18 protein-coding genes and 4 pseudogenes are annotated in these 20,437 nt (G+C 55.6%); 9 read left to right on the top strand and 13 right to left on the bottom strand.

All coding sequences use genetic code 11. The features are described 5' to 3' along the window. Window positions 1-75: 75 nt before the first annotated feature. Window positions 76-201, top strand: a pseudogene (locus CPJ18_RS07215) (IS3 family transposase); the annotation flags it as partial. A 606-nt stretch (window positions 202-807) separates the two neighbouring features. Here CPJ18_RS07215 and CPJ18_RS07210 read toward each other — a convergent pair. Continuing rightward, the gene (locus tag CPJ18_RS07210; protein ID WP_103657539.1) at window positions 808-1,554 is read right to left on the bottom strand and encodes a BA14K family protein; all 747 of its coding nucleotides are present in this window, start codon (window positions 1,552-1,554) and stop codon (window positions 808-810) included. A 218-nt stretch (window positions 1,555-1,772) separates the two neighbouring features. Continuing rightward, window positions 1,773-2,135, bottom strand: a complete 363-nt coding sequence (locus CPJ18_RS07205; protein WP_103657538.1) for a winged helix-turn-helix transcriptional regulator — start codon at window positions 2,133-2,135, stop codon at window positions 1,773-1,775. Between the two features lie 96 nt (window positions 2,136-2,231). Here CPJ18_RS07205 and CPJ18_RS07200 point away from each other — a divergent pair, with 96 nt between their 5' ends. After that, window positions 2,232-2,978, top strand: a complete 747-nt coding sequence (locus tag CPJ18_RS07200) for an SDR family NAD(P)-dependent oxidoreductase (protein WP_103657537.1) — start codon at window positions 2,232-2,234, stop codon at window positions 2,976-2,978. Window positions 2,979-3,058: 80 nt separating this feature from the next. Here the strand turns inward: CPJ18_RS07200 and CPJ18_RS07195 are convergent, their stop codons facing one another. Continuing rightward, window positions 3,059-4,015 carry a LysR family transcriptional regulator gene (locus CPJ18_RS07195; protein ID WP_103657536.1) on the bottom strand — a complete coding sequence of 319 codons (957 nt, stop codon included), beginning with the start codon at window positions 4,013-4,015 and terminating at the stop codon, window positions 3,059-3,061. An 89-nt stretch (window positions 4,016-4,104) separates the two neighbouring features. Here CPJ18_RS07195 and CPJ18_RS07190 point away from each other — a divergent pair, with 89 nt between their 5' ends. Together CPJ18_RS07190 and CPJ18_RS07185 are read left to right on the top strand one after the other, a co-directional pair. After that, a complete protein-coding gene (locus tag CPJ18_RS07190; RefSeq protein WP_103657535.1) occupies window positions 4,105-4,548 on the top strand; it encodes an ester cyclase in 444 nt (147 codons plus the stop codon). 9 nt (window positions 4,549-4,557) lie between these two features. Further along, window positions 4,558-5,478, top strand: coding sequence for an NADP-dependent oxidoreductase (locus CPJ18_RS07185; protein ID WP_103657534.1), 921 nt, complete (start codon window positions 4,558-4,560; stop codon window positions 5,476-5,478). 80 nt (window positions 5,479-5,558) lie between these two features. Here CPJ18_RS07185 and CPJ18_RS07180 read toward each other — a convergent pair whose 3' ends face one another. Both CPJ18_RS07180 and CPJ18_RS07175 read right to left on the bottom strand, forming a co-directional pair. Further along, complete coding sequence (locus tag CPJ18_RS07180; protein WP_103657533.1) at window positions 5,559-6,542, bottom strand: SDR family oxidoreductase; 984 nt, start codon at window positions 6,540-6,542, stop codon at window positions 5,559-5,561. 4 nt (window positions 6,543-6,546) lie between these two features. After that, entirely contained in the window at window positions 6,547-7,200 is a 654-nt protein-coding gene (locus CPJ18_RS07175; protein ID WP_245445359.1) for a DUF2306 domain-containing protein, read from the bottom strand. 150 nt (window positions 7,201-7,350) lie between these two features. Here CPJ18_RS07175 and CPJ18_RS07170 point away from each other — a divergent pair, with 150 nt between their 5' ends. Further along, window positions 7,351-8,274 carry an AraC family transcriptional regulator gene (locus CPJ18_RS07170; RefSeq protein ID WP_103657532.1) on the top strand — a complete coding sequence of 308 codons (924 nt, stop codon included), beginning with the start codon at window positions 7,351-7,353 and terminating at the stop codon, window positions 8,272-8,274. Window positions 8,275-8,472: 198 nt separating this feature from the next. Here the strand turns inward: CPJ18_RS07170 and CPJ18_RS07165 are convergent. Then, a pseudogene (locus tag CPJ18_RS07165) lies at window positions 8,473-8,703 on the bottom strand (type II toxin-antitoxin system RelE/ParE family toxin); the annotation flags it as partial. Between the two features lie 18 nt (window positions 8,704-8,721). On the opposite strand from CPJ18_RS07165, the gene CPJ18_RS07160 reads away from it, so the two are divergent. Next, window positions 8,722-9,510 (top strand): HpcH/HpaI aldolase family protein, encoded by a 789-nt coding sequence (locus CPJ18_RS07160; RefSeq protein WP_103657531.1) that lies wholly within the window; start codon window positions 8,722-8,724, stop codon window positions 9,508-9,510. Between the two features lie 107 nt (window positions 9,511-9,617). Here CPJ18_RS07160 and CPJ18_RS07155 read toward each other — a convergent pair. From CPJ18_RS07155 to CPJ18_RS07125, 6 genes and pseudogenes are all read right to left on the bottom strand, one after another. Beyond that, window positions 9,618-9,883 (bottom strand): annotated as a pseudogene (locus CPJ18_RS07155) (ATP-binding protein); the annotation flags it as partial. Between the two features lie 181 nt (window positions 9,884-10,064). Next, window positions 10,065-10,853, bottom strand: coding sequence for a COG3904 family protein (locus CPJ18_RS07150; RefSeq protein WP_103657530.1), 789 nt, complete (start codon window positions 10,851-10,853; stop codon window positions 10,065-10,067). Continuing rightward, complete coding sequence (locus tag CPJ18_RS07145) at window positions 10,850-12,169, bottom strand: hypothetical protein (protein WP_103657529.1); 1,320 nt, start codon at window positions 12,167-12,169, stop codon at window positions 10,850-10,852. Before CPJ18_RS07145 ends, CPJ18_RS07150 begins: the two co-directional genes overlap by 4 nt. 577 nt (window positions 12,170-12,746) lie before the next feature. Continuing rightward, the gene (locus CPJ18_RS07135; protein WP_103657576.1) at window positions 12,747-12,896 is read right to left on the bottom strand and encodes a DUF1127 domain-containing protein; all 150 of its coding nucleotides are present in this window, start codon (window positions 12,894-12,896) and stop codon (window positions 12,747-12,749) included. A 166-nt stretch (window positions 12,897-13,062) separates the two neighbouring features. Next, window positions 13,063-14,043 carry a 3'-5' exonuclease gene (locus CPJ18_RS07130; protein WP_103657527.1) on the bottom strand — a complete coding sequence of 327 codons (981 nt, stop codon included), beginning with the start codon at window positions 14,041-14,043 and terminating at the stop codon, window positions 13,063-13,065. Window positions 14,044-14,769: 726 nt separating this feature from the next. Continuing rightward, window positions 14,770-15,396 (bottom strand): hypothetical protein, encoded by a 627-nt coding sequence (locus CPJ18_RS07125; RefSeq protein ID WP_103657526.1) that lies wholly within the window; start codon window positions 15,394-15,396, stop codon window positions 14,770-14,772. A 112-nt stretch (window positions 15,397-15,508) separates the two neighbouring features. On the opposite strand from CPJ18_RS07125, the gene CPJ18_RS07120 reads away from it, so the two are divergent. The 3 genes and pseudogenes from CPJ18_RS07120 to CPJ18_RS07110 form a co-directional block, all read left to right on the top strand. Then, entirely contained in the window at window positions 15,509-15,826 is a 318-nt protein-coding gene (locus tag CPJ18_RS07120; RefSeq protein WP_077105576.1) for an ArsR/SmtB family transcription factor, read from the top strand. A 47-nt stretch (window positions 15,827-15,873) separates the two neighbouring features. Next, window positions 15,874-19,251, top strand: a complete 3,378-nt coding sequence (locus CPJ18_RS07115) for a chemotaxis protein CheB (protein WP_245445357.1) — start codon at window positions 15,874-15,876, stop codon at window positions 19,249-19,251. A 227-nt stretch (window positions 19,252-19,478) separates the two neighbouring features. After that, window positions 19,479-19,631 (top strand): annotated as a pseudogene (locus CPJ18_RS07110) (IS3 family transposase); the annotation flags it as partial. Here CPJ18_RS07110 and CPJ18_RS07105 read toward each other — a convergent pair. After that, window positions 19,567-20,199: a reverse transcriptase domain-containing protein gene (locus CPJ18_RS07105; protein WP_245445356.1), complete on the bottom strand. Its 633-nt coding sequence runs from the start codon at window positions 20,197-20,199 to the stop codon at window positions 19,567-19,569. The pseudogene CPJ18_RS07110 and the gene CPJ18_RS07105 overlap by 65 nt on opposite strands. Between the last annotated feature and the right edge of the window lie 238 nt (window positions 20,200-20,437).

Genomic DNA, 20,437 nt, shown 5'->3' with positions numbered 1-20,437 from the left:
GTAGTCATGACAGTATTTGCGGATGGTCTTATCGCTTCGACCGGTTAGCTTCATCGCTTCTGCCATGTCTATGATCGTTCAAGAGACGACGCCAGGCAGGACGTGTCCGATTACATCGAGATGTTCTAAAACCCGAAGCGCAAACACGTCAGAAACGGAATGCTGTCACCTGTCGAGTTCGAAAAGCAGCAAAAAACGTAACACGAGGGTGTCTACGAAACGCGGGGCTATTCAAACAACAGTAGGGAGGAGTGCCGCTGCTCCGTAAGGCGACCCTTGGGAGGAGGATTAGGTCGCCCTGCAAAACGAAACATTGCGGTAGGAGGTGCATCGCTGCGTTGATACAAACATAGCAGAAGCTGCCTCGATCACCAGCGTTCAGCTCGCAGCCCAGCCATGCACATATCGCAATCCAATATGATGTACGTGGTCAGCTCTTGGCGCCAGTACACAAGCAACGTGCCCCTCCGGAGAGAGGCTCGAAACAAATGACGGACTGAAGTATCGTTCTGAAGGGCATTTACACGGCTTCACGATCGCAACCGGCCCAGCGATTAATCGAGATTGAAAGCTAACGATATCCATTCCTTCGGGCCTCGCTATGGAGCCAAAAAATTGTTCCTTAACTCCAACCGCTTGAACCGCGTGATCGTCGCGCTGTGACTAGACTCTGACGTTTGACTACTTGCGGCTCAAAATTGTAAGCCAGCGGGGATGGGTTGGCAGGCTGATCAATTGTCCAACTCCTCGGCGTTCGGGCGCGCACTTCGGCACCGATAGTGGGATCAAACGCTGGGACTGAGCCATCTAATTGATTGAAGCGCTCATTTCGATGTCTGAACTTGCAACATGATTGCTTGCAGATTGAACGACAGGCGAGCGGCACTGCTTTCGTTTGCCGGAGAAAGGTTGATAGCTATTGTCCTCCATGCGATAGGAGCTGTAGCGACTACTGCACCAAGTGACGTGTTCATCCGCCGAGGAAGATATGGTCGCCAATGACGTGTCTTGCATTTCTGAAATGGTTGTGGCGGGAGCCACACATGGTTTCCGGGCAGCTCCGCCATAGGGTTGGTAGCTATTATCCGACCGATCATATGAGCGATAACGGGTGCTGCACCATTGCTGAGCGACGAGCTGAACCCGCGGATTGTCATTGTCAGCCTCCGCTGTTTGGCCTTCCTCAGCTGATTTCGAACCAAATATATTTGAGCTGATCTTCGCCGAGGCCACCGGTTCTTCAGGTACAAGAATCCCTGGAATTCGTTCGTAGTTTTGGCTGGCGACGTCTACCCTTCTTGCGTCCACCGTCCAGAGTGGCTGGCTGGTGAGATCCGAAAATTCTTGAGGAGGTGTTATTTTGGTGAATTCGGTTGCTAACTTCATCGAGCCTGCAGCAATTGGCAAGATACAGATTGTGAGCACGACGCCGGCGATGATGTTCCGCATTTTGAGCCTTTCACTTTTAAGCTCAACAAATGCGCCTTTGTCTAATCGGTTCCCGTCAAACAAATGATCAACAAAAAACTGCTGATGCAGATGTAAGGGCTCCATTTGTGATCACGCCAAAATAAGCTAAACACTTCTGATCAGGGCGCTGATGGAAAGAATTTGACGTGGACGCTTTAGCGGCGAGATCGACGAGCCAACGCCTCAAAGCAACTCTAGGTCCAATCGTTACCATCCGATAGGACTTTCAATATCCTTCGCTGCGCGACAACTCACCCTGTTGTGTTCGCTCCAGCCCTTGAGGGCTCGTCCAGCCGAGGGCATCAAGCAATTTTCAACTTGGTAGGTTCTCGTCGAGACATCACTTTCTCAACCTCCGACATGTGCTGAGTTCCCCAGGCACAAAGAGGCTTCAGCGCCTCAGCGAGAGTTTCGCCGAATGGAGTAAGCGAATATTCGACTTTTGGAGGGATTTCCTTGAAGTCGCGCCGATCAACAATCCCGTCGGCCTCAAGTTCTTTGAGCTGCTGAATGAGCATCTTGTCACTGACGTTGCCGATCGCACGCTTGAGGTCGCCGTAACGTCGAGCTTCGTAAGCTAGGTGAAAAAGGATCAACGGCTTCCATTTGCCGCCAATGACAGCGAGTGAGGCGTCGAGACCGCAAATGAAATTGGACGTGCCCATTAGAGCGCTCCGTGTACTTACCAAAAGGTGCATACTATCAATAGAGAAAGCTCATGTCTATGTTGACCTCACATGACATCACGAAAGGAGATTTCGATGGGCAGACTTCAAGGCAAAATCGCTGTCATCACTGGCGGGAACAGTGGGATCGGCCTAGCGACAGCGAAGCGGATCGCCGCAGAAGGGGCCGAGATTTTCATCACCGGCCGCCGCCAAGAGGAACTTGACAGAGCGGTTAAAACGATTGGCGCTGGGGTAACGGCGGTACAGGGCGACGTGTCCCGGCTCGACGATTTAGATCGTCTGTTCGAGATTGTACGGGATAAGAGAGGGCGGATAGACGTCCTCTTCGCCAATGCGGGTTCAGGCATGTTTGCTCCCCTTGGTGCAATTGACGAGGCGTCTTTCGATCAGACCTTTAGCACCAACGTTAAGGGCACCCTATTCACAGTACAGAAAGCACTGCCGCTGATGCAGGCGGGTGGATCAATTATCCTCACCGGATCGACAACCGGCTCCATGGGAACCGCAGCGTTCAGCGTATACAGCGCGACGAAGGCAGCGATCCGCAACTTTGCCCGTAGCTGGGCCCTGGATCTGAAGGGATCAGGTATCCGGGTTAACGTAATGTCTCCCGGCGCCACGGAGACTCCGGGCTTGAAGGGTCTCGTAACAGCCGCGGATGAGGCTGCGTTGCTCGAAGGTCTTGCAGCGCAGGTTCCGCTCGGTCGGGTCGCAAACCCCGACGAGATCGCGGCTGTCGCGCTGTTCCTTGCTTCGGAGGACAGTAGCTTCATGACCGGCAGCGAAGTCTTTGCTGACGGTGGCACCGCGCAGGTCTAACCAAGTGCAGGCTTCTGGCTTCGTGGCCTTAGGGCCTCGGGTGCCCAGGGGCGTGGCAGCTGCACAAGGATTGAGGCGAGCTACAACCGCGAATACCGTCCAACCTTTCCGACAGTGGCCAGTCTAGGAGGCGAGTTTTCAAAGAGCGACCCTATCACTTCACGCAGCCAGCGCTGCGCGGGGTGAACGTCGTTGCGCCTATGCCACGCCATGTCGAACTTCGCCGTTCCAAGTTCTAATGGCGGCTTCATAACGTGAAGCCTTTCGCGATACCCGGAGGCTTCAACGACGCCCTTCATGAGCGTTGCTATGAGGTCGGACGACGCAACAAGCGGCGGTGCTGCGTACATCTGCGGCAGCGTCAGCGCAAGGCGCCGTCGAAGCCCCAGCTTGCCCAGCGCGGCATCGACCATCCCGAACCGCTCGTTTTCCGGAGAAACTAGGAGATGCGACATCTGTAGAAATGCGTCGAGCGTCAGCTCTGCGGCGGCTTGCGGGTGGTCTTTGCGAAAGACGCAGACGAAAGCTTCCTCGAACAGAGGTTCGGTCAGTATCCGACCGGCCGGCGTGTGCGGAACTCCGACAGTAAGATCCGCCTCCCCAGAATCCAGAAGCGAGATGACCTCGTCGCGGTGGTCAAAGTTGCGGATCCGCAAAACGATACCCGGCGCCTGAGTCCGCAGGACAGCAAGCAGTTTTGGCAGGACAACAAACGCCGCGTGTTCTGACAAGCCGATCGAGAGTGTGACGGTTGACTTCGAGGTGTCGAAGACCTGCGTAAACTCCAGGGTTCGCTGGATTTCTGCCAGCGCATGACCAAGCGGTTCGGCGAGATCGAGCGCGTGCGGCGTTGGCTGCAGCCCGTCTGGGCCACGGATAAACAACTCATCCTGCAAGAGAGCACGCAGACGGGATAGCGCAGCACTCATCGCCGGCTGTGTGCGTCCGATCCGCACGCCTGCACGCGTCACGCTCCGCTCCGCCATAAGAGCGTCGAAGGCGACGAGGAGGTTCAGATCGATACCATGTAAATCCATGCGGTGGATGTTAGATCATATCCGATATCGATTACAATGATGAAATCGAGCGGCGTATTCTTGCTCACCGTCAACATGGAGAGATTGATATGAGCAACGAACAACCATCATACAGCGGAATAAGCGCCGCCGATCTGCAGACGCTTCGTACCTTCTACAGGGCGTTCGAAGGAAACCCTTTACTTCTTGACAAAAGCGTCGTTCTCGAATGGCAAGACATCCCGCTTGCTCCCGGGCAGGCAGCGGGCCGAGATGGATTCAAGCCTATGATCGCCGCATTCTCCGAGGCGTTCGCTGACCTCAAGATCGAGATCGTCGATGTGATCGGTGGGCCAGACAAGGCTGCGGTCCGCGCCGTGATATCCGGACGCCATGTCGGAGTTTGGTTTGGGGTTGCCCCGACCGGCCACGAATTCTCGCTTCCGATCCATGAGTTCCATGCCTTCGAGAACGGCCGGATTACGCATACCTGGCACATGGAAGACTGGATGGGGTGGTTTGCCCAGATGGGTGCCTGGCCTTTCAAGAACTAGGAGCTGACAATGCAACAGATCATTCTTTCAGATTATGAGCAAACCCCTGTTCTGCAGGACGCCGCTATCCCTGAGCCGAAAGACGGAGAGGTGCTGGTCCGCATTGCAGCCGCGGCCCTCAACCCGCTCGACGTCAAGCTGCAGCGCGGTCAGGTGCACGCCTACTTCCCGCTCACCTTCCCATCTGCCATGGGCACGGATCTCGCCGGCACGATCGAGAAAACGGGTTCACTGACCTCGCGGTGGCTGACAGGCGATCGGGTCATGGCGCGGCTCGATCCGACGAAGGGTGGCGCTTTCGCGGACTACGCCATCGTTCCCGAAGATCAACTGGCGCTTGTTTCTCAAGATCTGGACTTCAACATCGCGGCCGGATTGCCGACCGCCGCAGGAACAGCCTGGCAGGCACTTGTAGAGATGGCGGATCTTCAGGCCGGCCAGACCGCCCTTGTGCATGCAGGTACCGGGGGTGTCGGTAGTTTTGCCATCCAGTTCGCCAGAGGGCTTGGCGCGCGGGTCATCGCCACCGCCTCGGGAGACGGTGTAGAGATCGCGCGCGAACTGGGTGCCGATCAGGTCATCGACTATCGATCCGAGGATTTTACGCGCAAGGTTTCGGACATCGATGTGGTGCTGGACACGATCGGCGGGGAGACACAGCAGCGCTCTTTCGAGGTGTTGCGCAGTGGCGGCAAGCTGCTTTCCACCGTGTCTCCGCCCGATCAGGCACTGGCGACCGCCCACAAGATCGAAGGTGCCTTCGTGTTCCACACATCGAACGCAAAACGGCTCTCGGATCTGGTCAAGGCGATGGACGCAAAGGGCCATTCAGCCCTGATCGACGCTGTCTTTCCCATCACCTCGTTCGCAGAAGCCTTTGATCGCCAAGCATCTGGCAGGGCGCGTGGCAAGATCATCCTGAGTTTCTGATCGTCCTCGTTGGAGCAATGGAGCCGGGCGGCGGTTTTGCCCGGCTCTTTCCTTCTTAGCGCTCGGCACTACTGAACGGTTTATGCTTCGCCGAAATAATTCAATCCTTCTAGATCGTCGATCAATGCGGGGCCAACCGGCCGCCAGCCGAGTTCTTGCTGTGTCCGCTGGCTGTCAACGGGGTTATCGACTCCCACAAAGGGCGCCAGGAAGCCGAACTGGCGCTTGGCTTGCAGCGATGTTGCGGATCGGACCGGAAGACCGAGATCTTTGCCCATGATTTCAGCAATCTGCTTGTATGTGACCCCCTCCTCTGCTGCGCCGTGATAAACACCCCCCGCCCGTCCCTTTTCAAGCGCCAGCTCAAAGAGAGAGACGGCATCGCCGATATGTACCCCACTCCATCGATTTGAGCCGTTTCCGACATAGAGCACCTCACCATTCTTACGGGCAGCTGTCGCGAGTTGCGGAATTAATCCACTGTCGCCCCGACCGTGCACTGACGGCGCGAGCCGAACCACGGATGCGCGCACGCCACGCTGCGCCCATTGCCTCACCAAGGCCTCGCTGACAGCACGAACGTGACCGGGCGAGCGGGGATCGGGTAAGTCGGTTTCCACAGCAAGACGTTCGGCGCGCGCGCCTGGGGGGCCGGCCACGCCCATAGTTGCGAACGCCGTCACCATCGGGCGTCCGGATCCAGCCAACGCCGCGGCCAAAGCATCGATGGCTGCCTCGTTCGTGGCCGTTATCGCCTGCATCATTCTCGCGACGGTGTTGCCGGGCAATCCCCCGAGTAGAGCGCCGAACAGGCGCCAGCGCGGGAGGTCACCCGGCGAAAAGCTGTAGGCGAGATGGACGACCGCATCGGCCTCGGCAGCTCCTCTACGGAGAATATCGAGATCTACGATGCTCCCTGCAAGCGGACGCGCGCCTAGAGACCGCAAGCGACGCTCTGATGTCTTTGAACGGGCCAATCCGACGATCTCGTGGCCTTTTGTCGACAGATGCTCAATGAGCGCAGGGCCGACAAAACCGGTTGCCCCCGTCATGAAGATACGCATTCAATTACTCCCTGTTAGTTGTCTTGGAATGAGCGACCAGAACGCTTGTCGGACGGTGCCAGAGATAGAGCTCCGCGAGCAGAAGGTTTGGTAGCCAGCAAGCCCAGGCGATAGTGCGGTAGGCTGTTAGAAATTCGATGTTGAAGACCTGCGAGAGCGGCAGGTAGAGACGAAGCGTCACTGCTGAAAGCGTGAGCGCAAAGGACCGGATCATCCAGCGCCGGTGCGATGCAATACGGCCGGTAAGAACCTCGCGTACTGCAAGACCCGTCGTCATGAGCCACGCCAAGCCCAGGGCAGCGAAACCCGCACCGGCCACGGGACCCGAGGACAGACCCGTCGCTAGCACCAGTGCCGCCAGGCCACCGCTCGCGCAACCAACGGCGTAAAGGCGACCAATACACTTGTGAAGAAACAGCCACCGTACTCTTAATCGCGGCCGAAATTGCCACGGTCCGAGAAGCAGTGCTGTAGCAGCGCCGGCCGCGTGCACTGCAATCCACGGATCGAGCTGCCGGTTGGCAGCGATATTTTGGGGAACCGGCCCCTGGCCCGCAAGATAGCGATAGGAAAACAGCGCCACCGCGGTTGAGATCGTTGCCGTGGACGCCCAGACGAGCAGGCCCAGGCGCGATCTAGATACATGCACCATCTTCATAGCATTCCCAAGATGCAGCATCTCCGCAACCAAAGAACGAGGGACGTAGGCATGAGATTTCCTTTGATTTTACATTTTCCAAAGACTACCCCGCCCTTTGCGAACCATCTATGCTCGTTCAGACTAGAAATCTTCGAGATCGTTCGAAACATGGATCCATTGTCCGACATCCTGACCATACTGAAGCCTCGTCGACTGGAGACCGGCGCCACCGATGTGGGAGGCGACCTTTCAATCCGGTTCGCACCGCATGAGGGCCTGTACTGCTATGCGGTGCTGGAAGGTGAGTGTTGGTTGACGCTGGAGGACGGTGCCACGCCGCTCCGAATCAAAGCCGGGGATTGCGTCTTGCTCCCGAGCGGTCGTCCGTTTCGCATTTGCAGCAAACAAGGCCTCACGTCCGTGGATGCCGCTGTTTTCTTCGCCGGCCGAAGCAATGGCGAAGTCGTTATCTATGAGAAGGGAGGCACTTGCTTCGTCTGTGCCGCACATTTCGGTTTCGACACTCCGGATTCGAGTTTGCTGCTCGGCATGCTTCCACCGGTTGTCCATATCAACGACCAAACAGATCAGACCGCGATGCGCTGGGCGCTGGACCGAATGATGGCGGAGCTGCGTACACCTAGAGCAGGAAGCGATCTTCTCGTTGAGCACCTCTCCCATTTGATACTGATCCAGGCGCTGCGCCAGCACCTCACAGCGCGGGACGGCACACGTGTTGGATGGCTTTCGGCGTTAGCTGACCCACCCGTCGCAGCGGTCATCGCAGCTCTGCATGCGAAACCAGCTGATCGATGGAGCGTCGAGGCAATGGCCAAGATCGCTGGCATGTCGCGCACTGTCTTTGCGCTCCGCTTCAAGGCGAGCGTCGGCACCAGTCCGATGGAATATCTAACGCGCTGGCGCATGATGTTAGCCGCCGACGCTCTGAGGCTGCCACACAGAACAATTGCCTCAGCCGCCGGGGCGGTCGGATATGACTCTGACAGCGCTTTCAGCACCGCCTTCAAGCGAATCATGGGCTGCTCGCCTCGCAAGTATCATGCAAGGATGAGCGGTGAGCACCCTGTCTAGAGCTGCATCATAGATCAAAAATTGCATGGCACTCGATACTCTGTTCGAGCAGAGCGAGCCCGTAATGGGCGGGGTCAGGCCTTCACGACGTGAAGGGTCGTTTTTAGATCGGCTAACAGCCGCTTACCCGGAGCATGTGTCGCCTTGATGAGATTCGCACTTACGACCAGTATGTTGTAAATTTGGTGAAGTGGTTGGTTAGAAAGAATCTCCTGCACAATCTTCATGGCTGTGCCGTATGCGGATGACGAATACGCTACCATCTTCAATGATGCGATACACGACAAGGTGAGCCTTGAAAGGATGGATTCTGACAGGAGGATAAATCTCATGGCGTTCGCGTGCCATTCTTGGGTTGATGGCGATGAGATCGAGCGAGGCAAAAAGCTCATCGTGATATCGTTTGGCGACTAGTGCTCCGAAGATTCGGAAAGTGAGTGTTTTAGGATGATTAAAGCTGGTAATCGTTTTAAAGAAGGACTTAGCAGGAGTGATCCGCAACTAGGCCTGTGGGTCAGCCTGTGCAACGTAGCCTCGGCGGAAATCGCGGCCGGTTCCGGGGCAGACTGGCTTCTAGTTGATATGGAGCACGCGCCGAACGAGATCTCGACCGTTGCGGATCAGTTACGCGCAGTTGGTGAAGCCGCCTCTGTCATAGTTCGCCCACCGACCTCAGAACCTGTAATTACAAAGCGTTTGTTAGATATCGGCGTTAAAACGTTGATGTTTCCTATGATAGATACCGCAGCGCAGGCCAGTGCAGCGGTAAGTTGGACTCGATATCCTCCGGAAGGGAAAAGGGGCATATCGAGTGTGGTCCGAGCCTCAAATTATGGTCGAGACACAAGCTATGTCGCGCGTACATCTACCGAAATATGCGTGATAGTGCAGGCTGAGACGCCGCTGGCGCTGGAAAATATTGACGAGATTGCTGCGGTTGCGGGAATTGACGCAATCTTCATCGGACCTGGCGATTTGGCTGCATCAATGGGCTATATCGGCCAAACCAATGTAGAGCCCGTCCAGCGCGCGATCGCCGAAGCGATAACGCGCATAAACAACGCAGGCAAAGGTTCTGGCGTGCTCGCCTACGGCCACGCGGCGGCGACTAGAGCCATTGGACAGGGGGCGGGTTTTGTCGCTATAGGCGCGGACACGTGGATACTCGCGCGCGAAACAAGTGCTTTGGTGGAGAGCTGCCGGTCGGGTTTTCCGGCCCGAGAGCCTGAGCCATGACTTGTGGTATCCGCAGTGGAGGAGAAAGTGCCACGAAACTGTTAATGTGCGTATTGTCAGTATTGTTAGTCCCTTGGCCCGTCAATCACCGTTTGAAAGTTTACACTTCAGGCGGAGTTCTGAGCCGTATTTTTACGTTGTTTAAACCGGAATGGATCGTTTCCGGTTTCAAGGATGACACAGTGATGTGTGATCCGGTCGAGAAGTGCAGTCGTCATCTTGGCGTCGCCGAATATGGTGACCCATTCGGCAAACGGCAGGTTGTTGTGACGAGGAGCGATGTTTTTTCGTAGAGCTGGCTGATAAGATGGAACAGTAGCGCACCACCCGCTGCTAGAAACGGCACTTAGCCCAGTTCGTCGAGAATAACAGCGTTTACCTGCTGTAGCTGCTTTGGACATTCATCCGAATTGGATCACAACAAAGTGGAAACTTTTAAACGCTGTTTGCGCCCGAAACCTGGTAACTTTTGCAGGCTGTTTGACAATGCAAGACAGCTCTTCGAGGATTTCAAGGTATGGCCGTGAGTTTTAGAGATGTCTGATCATCGTGCATCAGCCAGCGCTTGGCCCAGCCACCGGTCTTGCGTCGGTCGTTAGCCGGTATTCCAACATTTCTGCGGGTGTGAGATAATAAAGTTGGTTGGGCGGGGTCTCCAACGCATGGATCCACAAACCGGCCCCAATACCCATTTCGTCGAGATGTCGTGCGACGCGCGCTGTGGTTGCCTGAGCACCGGACATAGCTTGCTCCGGTGATGGGCGCTCAATGCCTGCATTGAACACCTGATGTACGCCCACCACGGCATCTCTTTCGGCCGATCGCGTGACGCCACCGGCAAAAACGATTGGGCAGGAAGAGGCGCAAAGCGCCTTTTCCACAACCTTCGTGGCGATAGTCTTCTCCCGGATCAGCTTGGACATCGCAATGGCGTCATCGACCGAACCTCCCGGTGAGTTCAAAGAGACCAATTTGATGTACTCACCACGGGCCTCGACCTCACTGGCAAAACGGCCGGCTGCGCCTAGATCGATGGTGCCTTCGGCCACGAGCACCCCACCCGAGACAAGATTGAATGTCATCGGCTTGCGCAAGACTTCCTCCGGGCTTGAGGGTTGGACTGGCGGCGCGCCAGTCGCTCCTGGCGCGGTCGTTGGCGGAAGAAAGATCGGCACCTCCGGCAATGTTTCAAGACCCGGTCGTGCCACTTCGGCCGTGCTGATCTCCCGAATGTCGATCACCAGAAAGGCGGCCGCTGCCGCCAGCAGCACATAAAAGGCTCCGCGCATCAGCACGCCGTCATCCATGCCGATCAAGGCCTTGAACGCCGATGCCGGTTTCATGTCGCCGGACCTTTGCGCGGCGTTTTGCTAAGACCGAGACTGGTGATGTTGTTTACCTCCGTCTCGTCGTTTTCGTCTACGGCTTGGGCAACGGCATCGACTGTGGCCTGCACTTCGGTCGCTGACATAACGTCCGCGGCTATGGCCTTGTGCATCGCCATCGTCTGCATCAGTTCTGCCACGGTGATCCGTTCGGCGAACGGCATGGCCTCTTCCTGCCTGCGAATTGCGCCATTTACCACGGCAAGAATGAACACCAAAACACCCGGCAACAGGTCGATGGAAACGGCCCCTGCCCAAGCGGGAATGAAATCAGAAGCATAACGTAGAACGGCTTCTGCCGACGAGAGCGGCACGAAACGCCGCTCGGCCACGGGCGCACGTGAGAGAATTTCGTCGGCGGCGTCGGACAACACCTTGGATTGCGCCGCAACCGAGGTGCGGATGGTTTCCATCACGCGGTCCTGGCGGGTGATCAGATCCTGTTCACCGCCGTCGGGGATTGGAGCGATGAAGCCAAGCGAAAGATCGTCGGCGGCACGGCGGATGGAGGGAGCGATTGAGGTTTGCCCCAGCGAGGTAATGACGCCGGTCAGGGCCACAACCTCCGACGAGAACTTGTCTGCGCGTGGTTCGACGACGCCGGGTGCCGAGACGAGACCACGCATGGTCTCGAGGCGTTTCTGGCCTTCGTTGAACAGGCTGGTAACCTGCTCACGCGAGGCATTGATGCCGGTTTCCAGCTCGTTCAGTTGCGACGACATCTGCGACAGCAGTGAGACGACACTGCCGGAACCGGTGGTGCCGGTCAGCGCGCCAGACTGTCGTTCGGATGCCGCAAGCTGGGTGAACCGCTCCTTGGCGCGTTGAATGTCCGGTAACAGGCTCTGTGCTGCCAGCGCATTCTGGTGCGCCTGATCCAGATCTTCCGTGTAATCCTCGACCGTTTCCGCAAGATGCTGCTCAAATGCCGCCGATCCCGCGAGCGCGGCAGCATTCAACCAGCTCGACATTGCCAGGATCATCACGCAGCCAGCGGCCATCACCGCCAGCATGGCGGTGCGGCTCGAACGGCTAGTGACGTGCGGATAAAACCGCGCCATGTAGGACCAGAAGGCATAGATGCCGACGGATACAGAGGCAGAGTAGATGATGGCGGCAAAAAAGACCGCAGTCGGCGAGCCGTCCAGAATGCTGCGCACACCCAGGTAGGTGTAGACGCCGGAAGCGAGTGCGAGAACAGCAAGGGCGAAACGTGTCATCGTTTCAACCGCCGCCAGGCTTTCCTGCAAGCGATGCGATGCGCCAAGCGCCATATTCGAACTCCGGAGAAGGAATGTATTCCTTATACACTTAATTAAATTCCGGCGAATTCAAGGCTACTAAAAGATCAGAGTTCAGCAGCAAACCATAGCCGGTCAACTTTCGGTTATTCTTGCGTGAAAACAGCTGCGGTATGAGTTTTCTTTTTAGAAAGGAACAGCAGGCGGCTCGTGCGCCTCAAACGCAACTACCTGTCGCCCCTTGAGGGCAAGGAAAGCAGGTGAAATTCGCAGCTAATTCCCAGGCACTGTTCAGCCACAAAACGACAAAGCCCGCCGGGGAGGAGACGCGGCAGGCTTTTCGAAAAGAACCGATCAACGGCTGGGAGTAGGAGTGCCGTTGTTCCTACAGACGTCCCTTGCGGCAGGAGGTGCATCACTTCGATGAAACCAACATACCCGTTCTCTCTGCACACAAAACAAACTTTGATGCAGTACGGCCATGCGATTGTACATGACCTCAAACTTTTGGTCAGGGATCGTCAGCATGGTTCCTCGCGGCAGGCTAGACGCAGAAGCGCCCGCGTCATTAGCGGGCGTCGTATCATTCGGAGTGGGCAGGAACCGCCGCTTAGCGGGCGACGGACTGGCGAGCAGCGCTGTAGATGTCGGCACGATTGATGCCGAGGTCCTGCAGTTCGCGCGAGCTCATTCGGCCAAGTTCGGTAACGGTCTGACGGTACTTGCGCCAGTTGTTGAAGGAGCGTGCTACGTTCTTTATGATCCCCTTACGTGAGGTCTCTTGACGCCAGCAACCTTGCTTCGGTTCCAACGTCGTTTCGATGTTTGTAATATAGGCCCATGGACGCCCGACGATGAGGCACAAGGTCTCAGGTCGGCCACGCGCTCAAAGCAAGGGTTCAACAAGAAATAAGTTAAAGGGGCGATTAAGCCCGGAATCGGTCGAAGGCAGTTAGCCGTCTGGTTGGTGGATCAGCGTCCGGATAGCGGTAGATCTCGTCCCGGAGATAGCGCAGTTCATCATCAATCGCTTCCTCCCCAACCTCAATCCACCAGGCCTTGGGGCGGCCATCGTTTCCGTCGGACCAGCGATAGCCTCGCGCTTTCAGTTGGTCTTTCATGTCGAAGGGACTGTTCTCCGCAAAGATTCGGACACGCGACCGCTGGCTTGCTTCATAGAGTTCGGCGAACGCGGTGGAAGCGAGTCCATCCACGTCACGGGCCAGGACCTCTAATAGCGCAAAACAATCATCGACAGCCCGATGACCATCATGGAAGTAGCCGGCCTGGCTGATGAGGTAGCCGAGCTTGGTGCCTTCATATCCGCGCGAAGCCCAGTCGATCTCGGAGTTGGAGCAAGCCCAGGCCTTACCGGAGAACAGATCAGAAAACGCCTCGCAGAATGGCCGGTCGAAACCGGCATTGTGGGCGATCACCAGATCCGCTGGTTCGATCAGCGCCCGCAACACAACAATATCGATTGATTGCCCGGTCACCATCTCATCGGTGATCCCGGTGAGCCTGGTGATTTCTGAGGGAATGGAGATGGTCGGCTGCTGAAGCCCTCCATAGATCCCGGTCACATCACCCATGCTTCCTGCCCCATCGAATGTGAAAGCGATCACGCCAATCTCGATGATCTCATCCTTGCGAGCATTGAGGCCCGTGGTCTCGGTGTCGAGAATGATGCCCTTGAGGGGGTACTCTGGGCGTGAGAATGGTGAAACTGCGCGTGGCGCAAGTTTTTGCAGGATCCGGTAGCGGCCTGTCTCCGACAGATGACGGACCATGTCCTCTTCGCTCACGGGGATGACATGCTTTTCGACCTTGGCGGATTTGGAGCCACCACGCGTCACCACCTGGCCCCGCGGAGCCTGCTCCGAAAACATGTCAAACTGTTCTGCCATTCCCGTTGTCAAAGCCTCGCCGCCAATTTGCTTACTTCAAACCACGGCACCATCTTCAGATCAACCTTGTTTGTGAGATCTGATTTCAGCCATCTGGCGAGCAAGGTTCACCGCGCAGTTTCACGCAGTGTAAGCTCTTGGGCCTTTAGCCAGTAGCGTCCAAAATAGGACGGGCATACCAGCTGTAGCATGGCCTGCGAAAGCCGTTCGCCTTCTGCACGACCGGTTAACCGGGTTGCCGCAGGAGGTTTAGATTAGCGCCGGCAATAAGTCGGAAACCGGGACTGGCAGCCCCGGCGCACGGGTCCACTCTTAATCAGCGATCGCAGCAGTAGCGCTTTTGAGCAGTCAGATGTCGAACTTCTTGACGGATGTTTCTTGATGTTCACAGGCCCTAGAAAGACGGCATCATTCAGAAGATGCAGGTGATAGCGAATGACGTCGTCTCGATGTCCATCAACGGCCACCTCTTGATTACTTCGGCTCAGGAAAAGACCCCCAAGGACCATTAATATCCTGTTGCTATGGATTCGAAAGAGGCATGTGAGGGGCAGCTATTTAGCGGATATGAACCGGATACCTTGTAACTATAAATGCAAGGCGATATTTCCGGCGGTCGGCCTGTGTACTCGCCGATCGTTTCGGAATCAACTCCTTAGCAAAAAGGATCTTTCTGGAAACATACCAGATTGATGCAGTCCGACTGTCGATTTGGAAAAGCGCGATCTAAGTCGCAGCCGAATTCAACGCCGATTTTAAATACCGAGTTGCGAGAAGATTACCCCTCTCCTTTGCTAACGATAAAGCGGCATCGCAATATGCTTTAAAAGGATCCGAGCCATCCAAGAAAACTGCCGCCGTCTTTTCAATTACGATTCCGGAAAAAAATGAGGGCATTCCCTCTTCATTGCGAAGGCAGCAACCAATTAGTATTATGTCCCTCTGAATATTGTCAGGGTTAGTCGTGTAGCTTAGCGTACACCGCTGTCCCGAAGATATCGCGAACCGAAGACCTCCAGCTACCTGTGGCTGATCTTCTGTGGCGACCCGTGATAGTACATTTTCAACACCAACGCCGGATGATAGGTTCTCCAAATCCAGCCCATGTAACGCACCAAACAGGCCGTCCCCGTGAAACAAATTTCCTGAGACGAACCATGTGAAAAACCCCATCTCCGGGATCACAAGCCGAACTGTTTCCCGTTTAGAAGCTAAACTAGCGGGAATATCATTCAGCAGCCCTCGACTGACACCCAGGTTTACCCTGACGTCTATCAACAGCCCTGCAATTTCTGAAGCAAGAACTTTCGCGCGCTCCGCTTGCTGCATTTTGATAAATTCCCCAAGTGCCATTTGCGAACATTAGTAAATTAGTATAACGCGTTTAATGCAATTTAAAAGAGCGTGTCCGATCACCGTTATAGTCGAAGCTTGCCTATGTTCCGCTTATCGCCAGGAGAAGCTCGTGAGCCACGATTTCAAATTCGATACTAAGAAAGCTGCCGATTTATTAGGACTGCTAGCTAATCCTTGCCGCTTGGAGGTTCTTGGGCGAATCGTAGGGCAGGAATGGAGTGTATCGGCGCTTGCCAATGAGGTGAACGTTAGCCAATCTGCATTGTCGCAACATCTCAGTAGATTTCGACAAGCCAAATTGGTTGACGTAAGGAGAGACGCGCAGACTCTTTATTATTCATGTTCATCTGAAGCGATTGTTAAAATGTTGGCCACGCTCGATGAAATTTCCCACAGCAATTCGTCTGACACAAAGACAGTTGCCTAGCTTTGATCGATCGGCAGCTATAGTCTCACGTCGAGAGAGGCCGTTTCTTGGTCGGCAGCGTGACAAATGATAATGGCAAAATCGATATGACGGATACCTCGGGCCATGTGTCGCCCACGACCCATGATCTACTGCCCGTATGTGCGATCGGTGCATCGGCAGGCGGCGTTGGCGTTTTACAGAGTCTGTTTCGACAGATCCCCGTCGACCTGGGCTTAGCTTATGTCGTTATTCTTCATCTCTCTCCTGACGAGCCCAGCGCTCTTAGCGAAATTTTGTCGGTTTGCACGTCCATGCCGGTCTATGCGGTCGGCGACTATACCACGCTGAATGCAAACTGCGTTTACGTCATCCCGCCAGACCACGAGCTTATTATTAATGGGGATGGGGTCGAGGCCCGTCATTTCAGCGAGCCTCGAGGCAAGCGCGCGCCGATCGACATGTTCTTTCGCTCCGTTGCAGCAGCCCGTGGCGACGGCGTTGCGATCGTTTTGTCTGGTGCCGGTGCGGACGGTGCTTTGGGGGTCAAAGCGGTCAAAGAAGCTGGCGGCGTCATCATGGTGCAGGACCCTTCTGAAGCCAGCTTTCCTGCTATGCCACAAAATGCAATCGCCACAGGTGCAGCAGATTTTGTTGCTCCGATCGCTCGGCTTGCCGGATACCTGACCGAAGTTGCTCGCAGCAAGGATGCTGTACGATCTCTCGACATGGCTGGATCTGCAAACGACCTTCGTCGTATCGTCGCATTGCTACGTTCTAGGGTCGGTCATGATTTCTCCGCATACAAGCGCGCCACCGTAATGCGCCGTGTTGTCCGGCGCATGCAGGTTTGTCGGATGAAAAACTTGGCGGACTATGCCGACCATCTAACGACCACTCCAGAAGAAGCCCAAAACCTCTTTTCGGATCTTTTGATATCCGTCACAATGTTTTTTCGGGATGAATACGCTTTCAACGCTTTGGCCGCACAGGCGATACGGCCTTTGATCAGTGATTACGACGCCCAAAGCGAGGAGAGTATTCGGGTATGGGTCGTCGGCTGTGCGACAGGCGAAGAGGCGTACAGTGTCGCAATTCTGCTGCAAGAAGAAATGGCTTTACAGAACGTCAAGTTTCCACTGCAGATCTTTGCAACCGATCTTGATGAGGCGGCACTTGCGGTGGCCAGAGAAGGACGCTATCCACGCGCCATCGAAGCAGATGTTTCGCAGGAGAGGCTTGCAAAATTTTTCATCGATGAAGGCACCCACTTCCGCATCCGGAAAGAATTGCGGGAAACCGTTTTGTTTGCAAAACACAGCGTCCTGAAGGAGCCGCCTTTTATGCGGCTCGACCTGATCACGTGTCGCAATTTGCTGATCTACCTCGAGCGTGCGCTTCAGGCTCAAGTTTGCTCGCTGTTCCAATACGGTTTGCGAACAGGGCGATATCTCTTCCTCGGCTCAGCAGAAACAGTCGATGTAGCCGCGGACCTCTTTGCGAGTGTCGACAGGCAGGCTAGAATCTACGCTTCTCGCCCACAGAATGGTCATCTACTACCAATTCTTCCGCAGTTTGCCGCCCCGGAACAACCCCCAAATTACGTTCGACCCACCTCAGTCGTTGCTGAGCGGGCGTCTATCCCGGCGGCCGTCCATGTCGCGGCATTGGAACAACACGCACCAGCCAGCGCACTCGTTGACGACGCTCAAAACATTTTGCATCTGTCGCCAACGGCAGGTCGTTTCATTCTTCACTCCGCGGGGCCCGTCTCGAAGTCCTTGACGTCTGTTGTGAGACCCGAATTGCGTCTCGATCTCGGAATTGCGCTTGCTCGAGCTCTCGAGATGGGCCAGCCCAGCGTCACGCTTCCAACCGTGGTCAGTTTCGATCAAGGAAAGCGGCGGGTTTCTTTGCAAGTTACACCGCTCCCGAGCGAAGGTAGGGTGTCTCAGGTCCTCGTATTTTTTATGGATGGCGGGATCGTTGTCGACAACGATGAACTTGAGAACGCGTCTGACACCAGACCAGGAGAAGTGCGGCGCGTCTATGCCGAATTAAAGGCCTCGCAAGAGGCACTAATGATGAGCCGCAACGGCCATGAGTCTTTGGTTCAGGAACTCCGCGCAGCAAACGAAGAGCTCCAGTCAATGAACGAGGAATATCGTTCGACGGCCGAGGAACTTGAAACGTCCAAGGAAGAACTCCAATCCATCAACGAGGAACTGCACACGGTCAATGCCGAGTTGAAGAGCAAGCTCGACAGCATTTCGGCGGCCCACAGTGACCTGCAAAATCTTTCTGCAGCGACCGAGATAGGCACTCTGTTTCTCGACCCAGACCTCCGCATCCGAATGTTTACAGCACCTGTTGCAGAGCTTTTTAACGTCACACGGCATGACATTGGTCGTGCCATTACAGACTTTACGCACCAGCTCGATTATGACGCAATCGATAAGGACGCACGCACGGTTCTCAAGGACCTGATCCCTATTGAGCGTGAGGTCACAAGTCGCCACGGCCGAGAATTTTCGATGCGGCTGCGGCCATACAGAACAGTGGAAGACCGCATCGATGGCACCGTGGTAACATTTGTTGACGTTTCGGAGCGAGCGCGAATAGAAGCTGCCTTGAGAGAGTCCGAAGACCGGTTCCGTCAATTTGGTGAAGCGTCCCAGGACATACTCTGGATTCGCGATGCAAAAACGTTTCAGTGGTCCTACCTCACCCCTGCATTTGAGGATATTTACGGACTTGACCGGGAAGCAGCGCTCCGTGGTGACAATATGGTCGGCTGGCTTGAACTGATCTTGGAAGAAGACCGCGATGCCGTCGCAGGAAACTTGCAGCGGGTTCGAAACGGCGAATGGGTCACGTTTGAATATCGCATACGTCGACCTGAAGACGGAGAAGTTCGATGGCTGAGGAATACCGATTTTCCTATCAAAGACAATCGAGGTGACGTTGTCCACATTGGTGGCATCGTCCACGATATTACTGAAATCAAACACGTGGAACAGGAACTGGCACGAGCTGAGATCCGTCAACGTGCGCTCTTGGAGGGTATTCCGCAGTTGGTATGGCGCGCTGGCGACGGTGGAGATCTTACATGGTCTGGCCCACAGTGGACGGTATACACCGGTCAGGCGGAAAAGGAGAGCCATGGTATGGGCTGGCTGGATCCCGTTCATCCGGAGGACCGCGATACTGCACTTATGAACTGGTCAAAAGCTGCTGAGACGGGTGGATTCGAGGTTGAGTACCGTATTCGACAAGCTAGCACTGATGAGTACCGCTGGTTTCATACGCGCGCCACTCCTGTTCGCGACGAGAATGGCGACATTATCGAGTGGCTGGGAACCTCAACCGACGTCGAGGATCTGCGCAGCCTGCAAGCACGGCAAGAGGCTCTGGTTGCAGAGCTTCGAAAAAAAGCTGTACCTTAGAGCCTGCATAATGACATCGCTTACAAAGGGCAATTGAAACGGCTCTTTAAGCGTCGTCTTGCCATGCTTGGCCTTGAACGGATACGAACCGTTGACCGGACATTACTTCAAATGCGAACTGACAGATAAGCGCGCCGGATCAAGCACCTGGCCCACTTGGAATGTCGGGAAGGGAGCCGCAACCGGTCCGACCGCTATTGGGAACATGTGATCAGAAGCGGGCAATTGTCTACCTTTCGCCTATCATCGATTGCTTCGACGGCATGGTCATCAGTTGGTCGATTAGAACGCACCCAGATGCGGAGCTGGTCAATACTATGCTTGATGCAGCCATTGAGACCGTGACCGAAACAGAGGATCGGCCAATTGTCCATTCCGATAGCGTCGACGCCATTGATGAACCCACAGATCGAGGATGTAGTGCAGAAAGATATTGGCGAGCAGCGGACTAATGCCAGCTCCTTGCGAGTCACCCTTGTCAGTCTCATATGTCTCGCCGCTCTGAAGAATTCCCGCCCGCAGCAACAGCTTGATAAGCTGGAGGATACGGGGATCGGCTATCCTGTACACCACCATCTGCAACAGCCACTCGTGGTCAACCGAGTCAAAGAAGCTGCGGATGTTGGCATAGAGCACCCAGAAGTTCACGCGCTGGCTCATGGTCGCTGTATGCAATGCATCCAGTGCCATGTGCGAGTTGCGCCCTGGCCTGAAGTCATAGGAGAACCCGCAAAAATCGGCCTCATAGACGGCACTAAGCACTTCAGCGACCGCGCACTGGACGATCTTATCCTCCAGAGTCGGCACTCCAAGTGGCCGTTTTCCGCCATCGGCTTTTGGAATGTAACCACGTCGCACCGCCTCTGGCCGGTAGCGACCCGTGTGGACCCGATCGCTGAGATCGTGAAGATTTTGCTCCAACCTCTCTTCGTACTTCGCCACAGTCATCCCATCGACGCCTGCGCTTGCCTGCCGCTTTTGTCGTCTGAATGCACGATGAAGCGCATTCAGATCGACGTTATCCAGCAGTGCAGTGAACCGAGTTCAGGCAACCTGTCCGGCTGCCGCGTTCGCCCGCTCGAGGTTTGCATCATGACAACCCGGCTCTGTGTGCGGACCCTGCCCTCCTCTTGCGAGATCCTCTCGGGCCGATCCCCTCCCTCCACCCCAAACAGTGGGCAGTCCA

The sequence above is a fragment of the Agrobacterium rosae genome (assembly GCF_002915175.1).
Lineage (GTDB): Bacteria > Pseudomonadota > Alphaproteobacteria > Rhizobiales > Rhizobiaceae > Agrobacterium > Agrobacterium rosae.
Note: the sequence above shows the minus strand (reverse complement) of the source record. Positions and strands in the feature narration are given on the sequence as shown.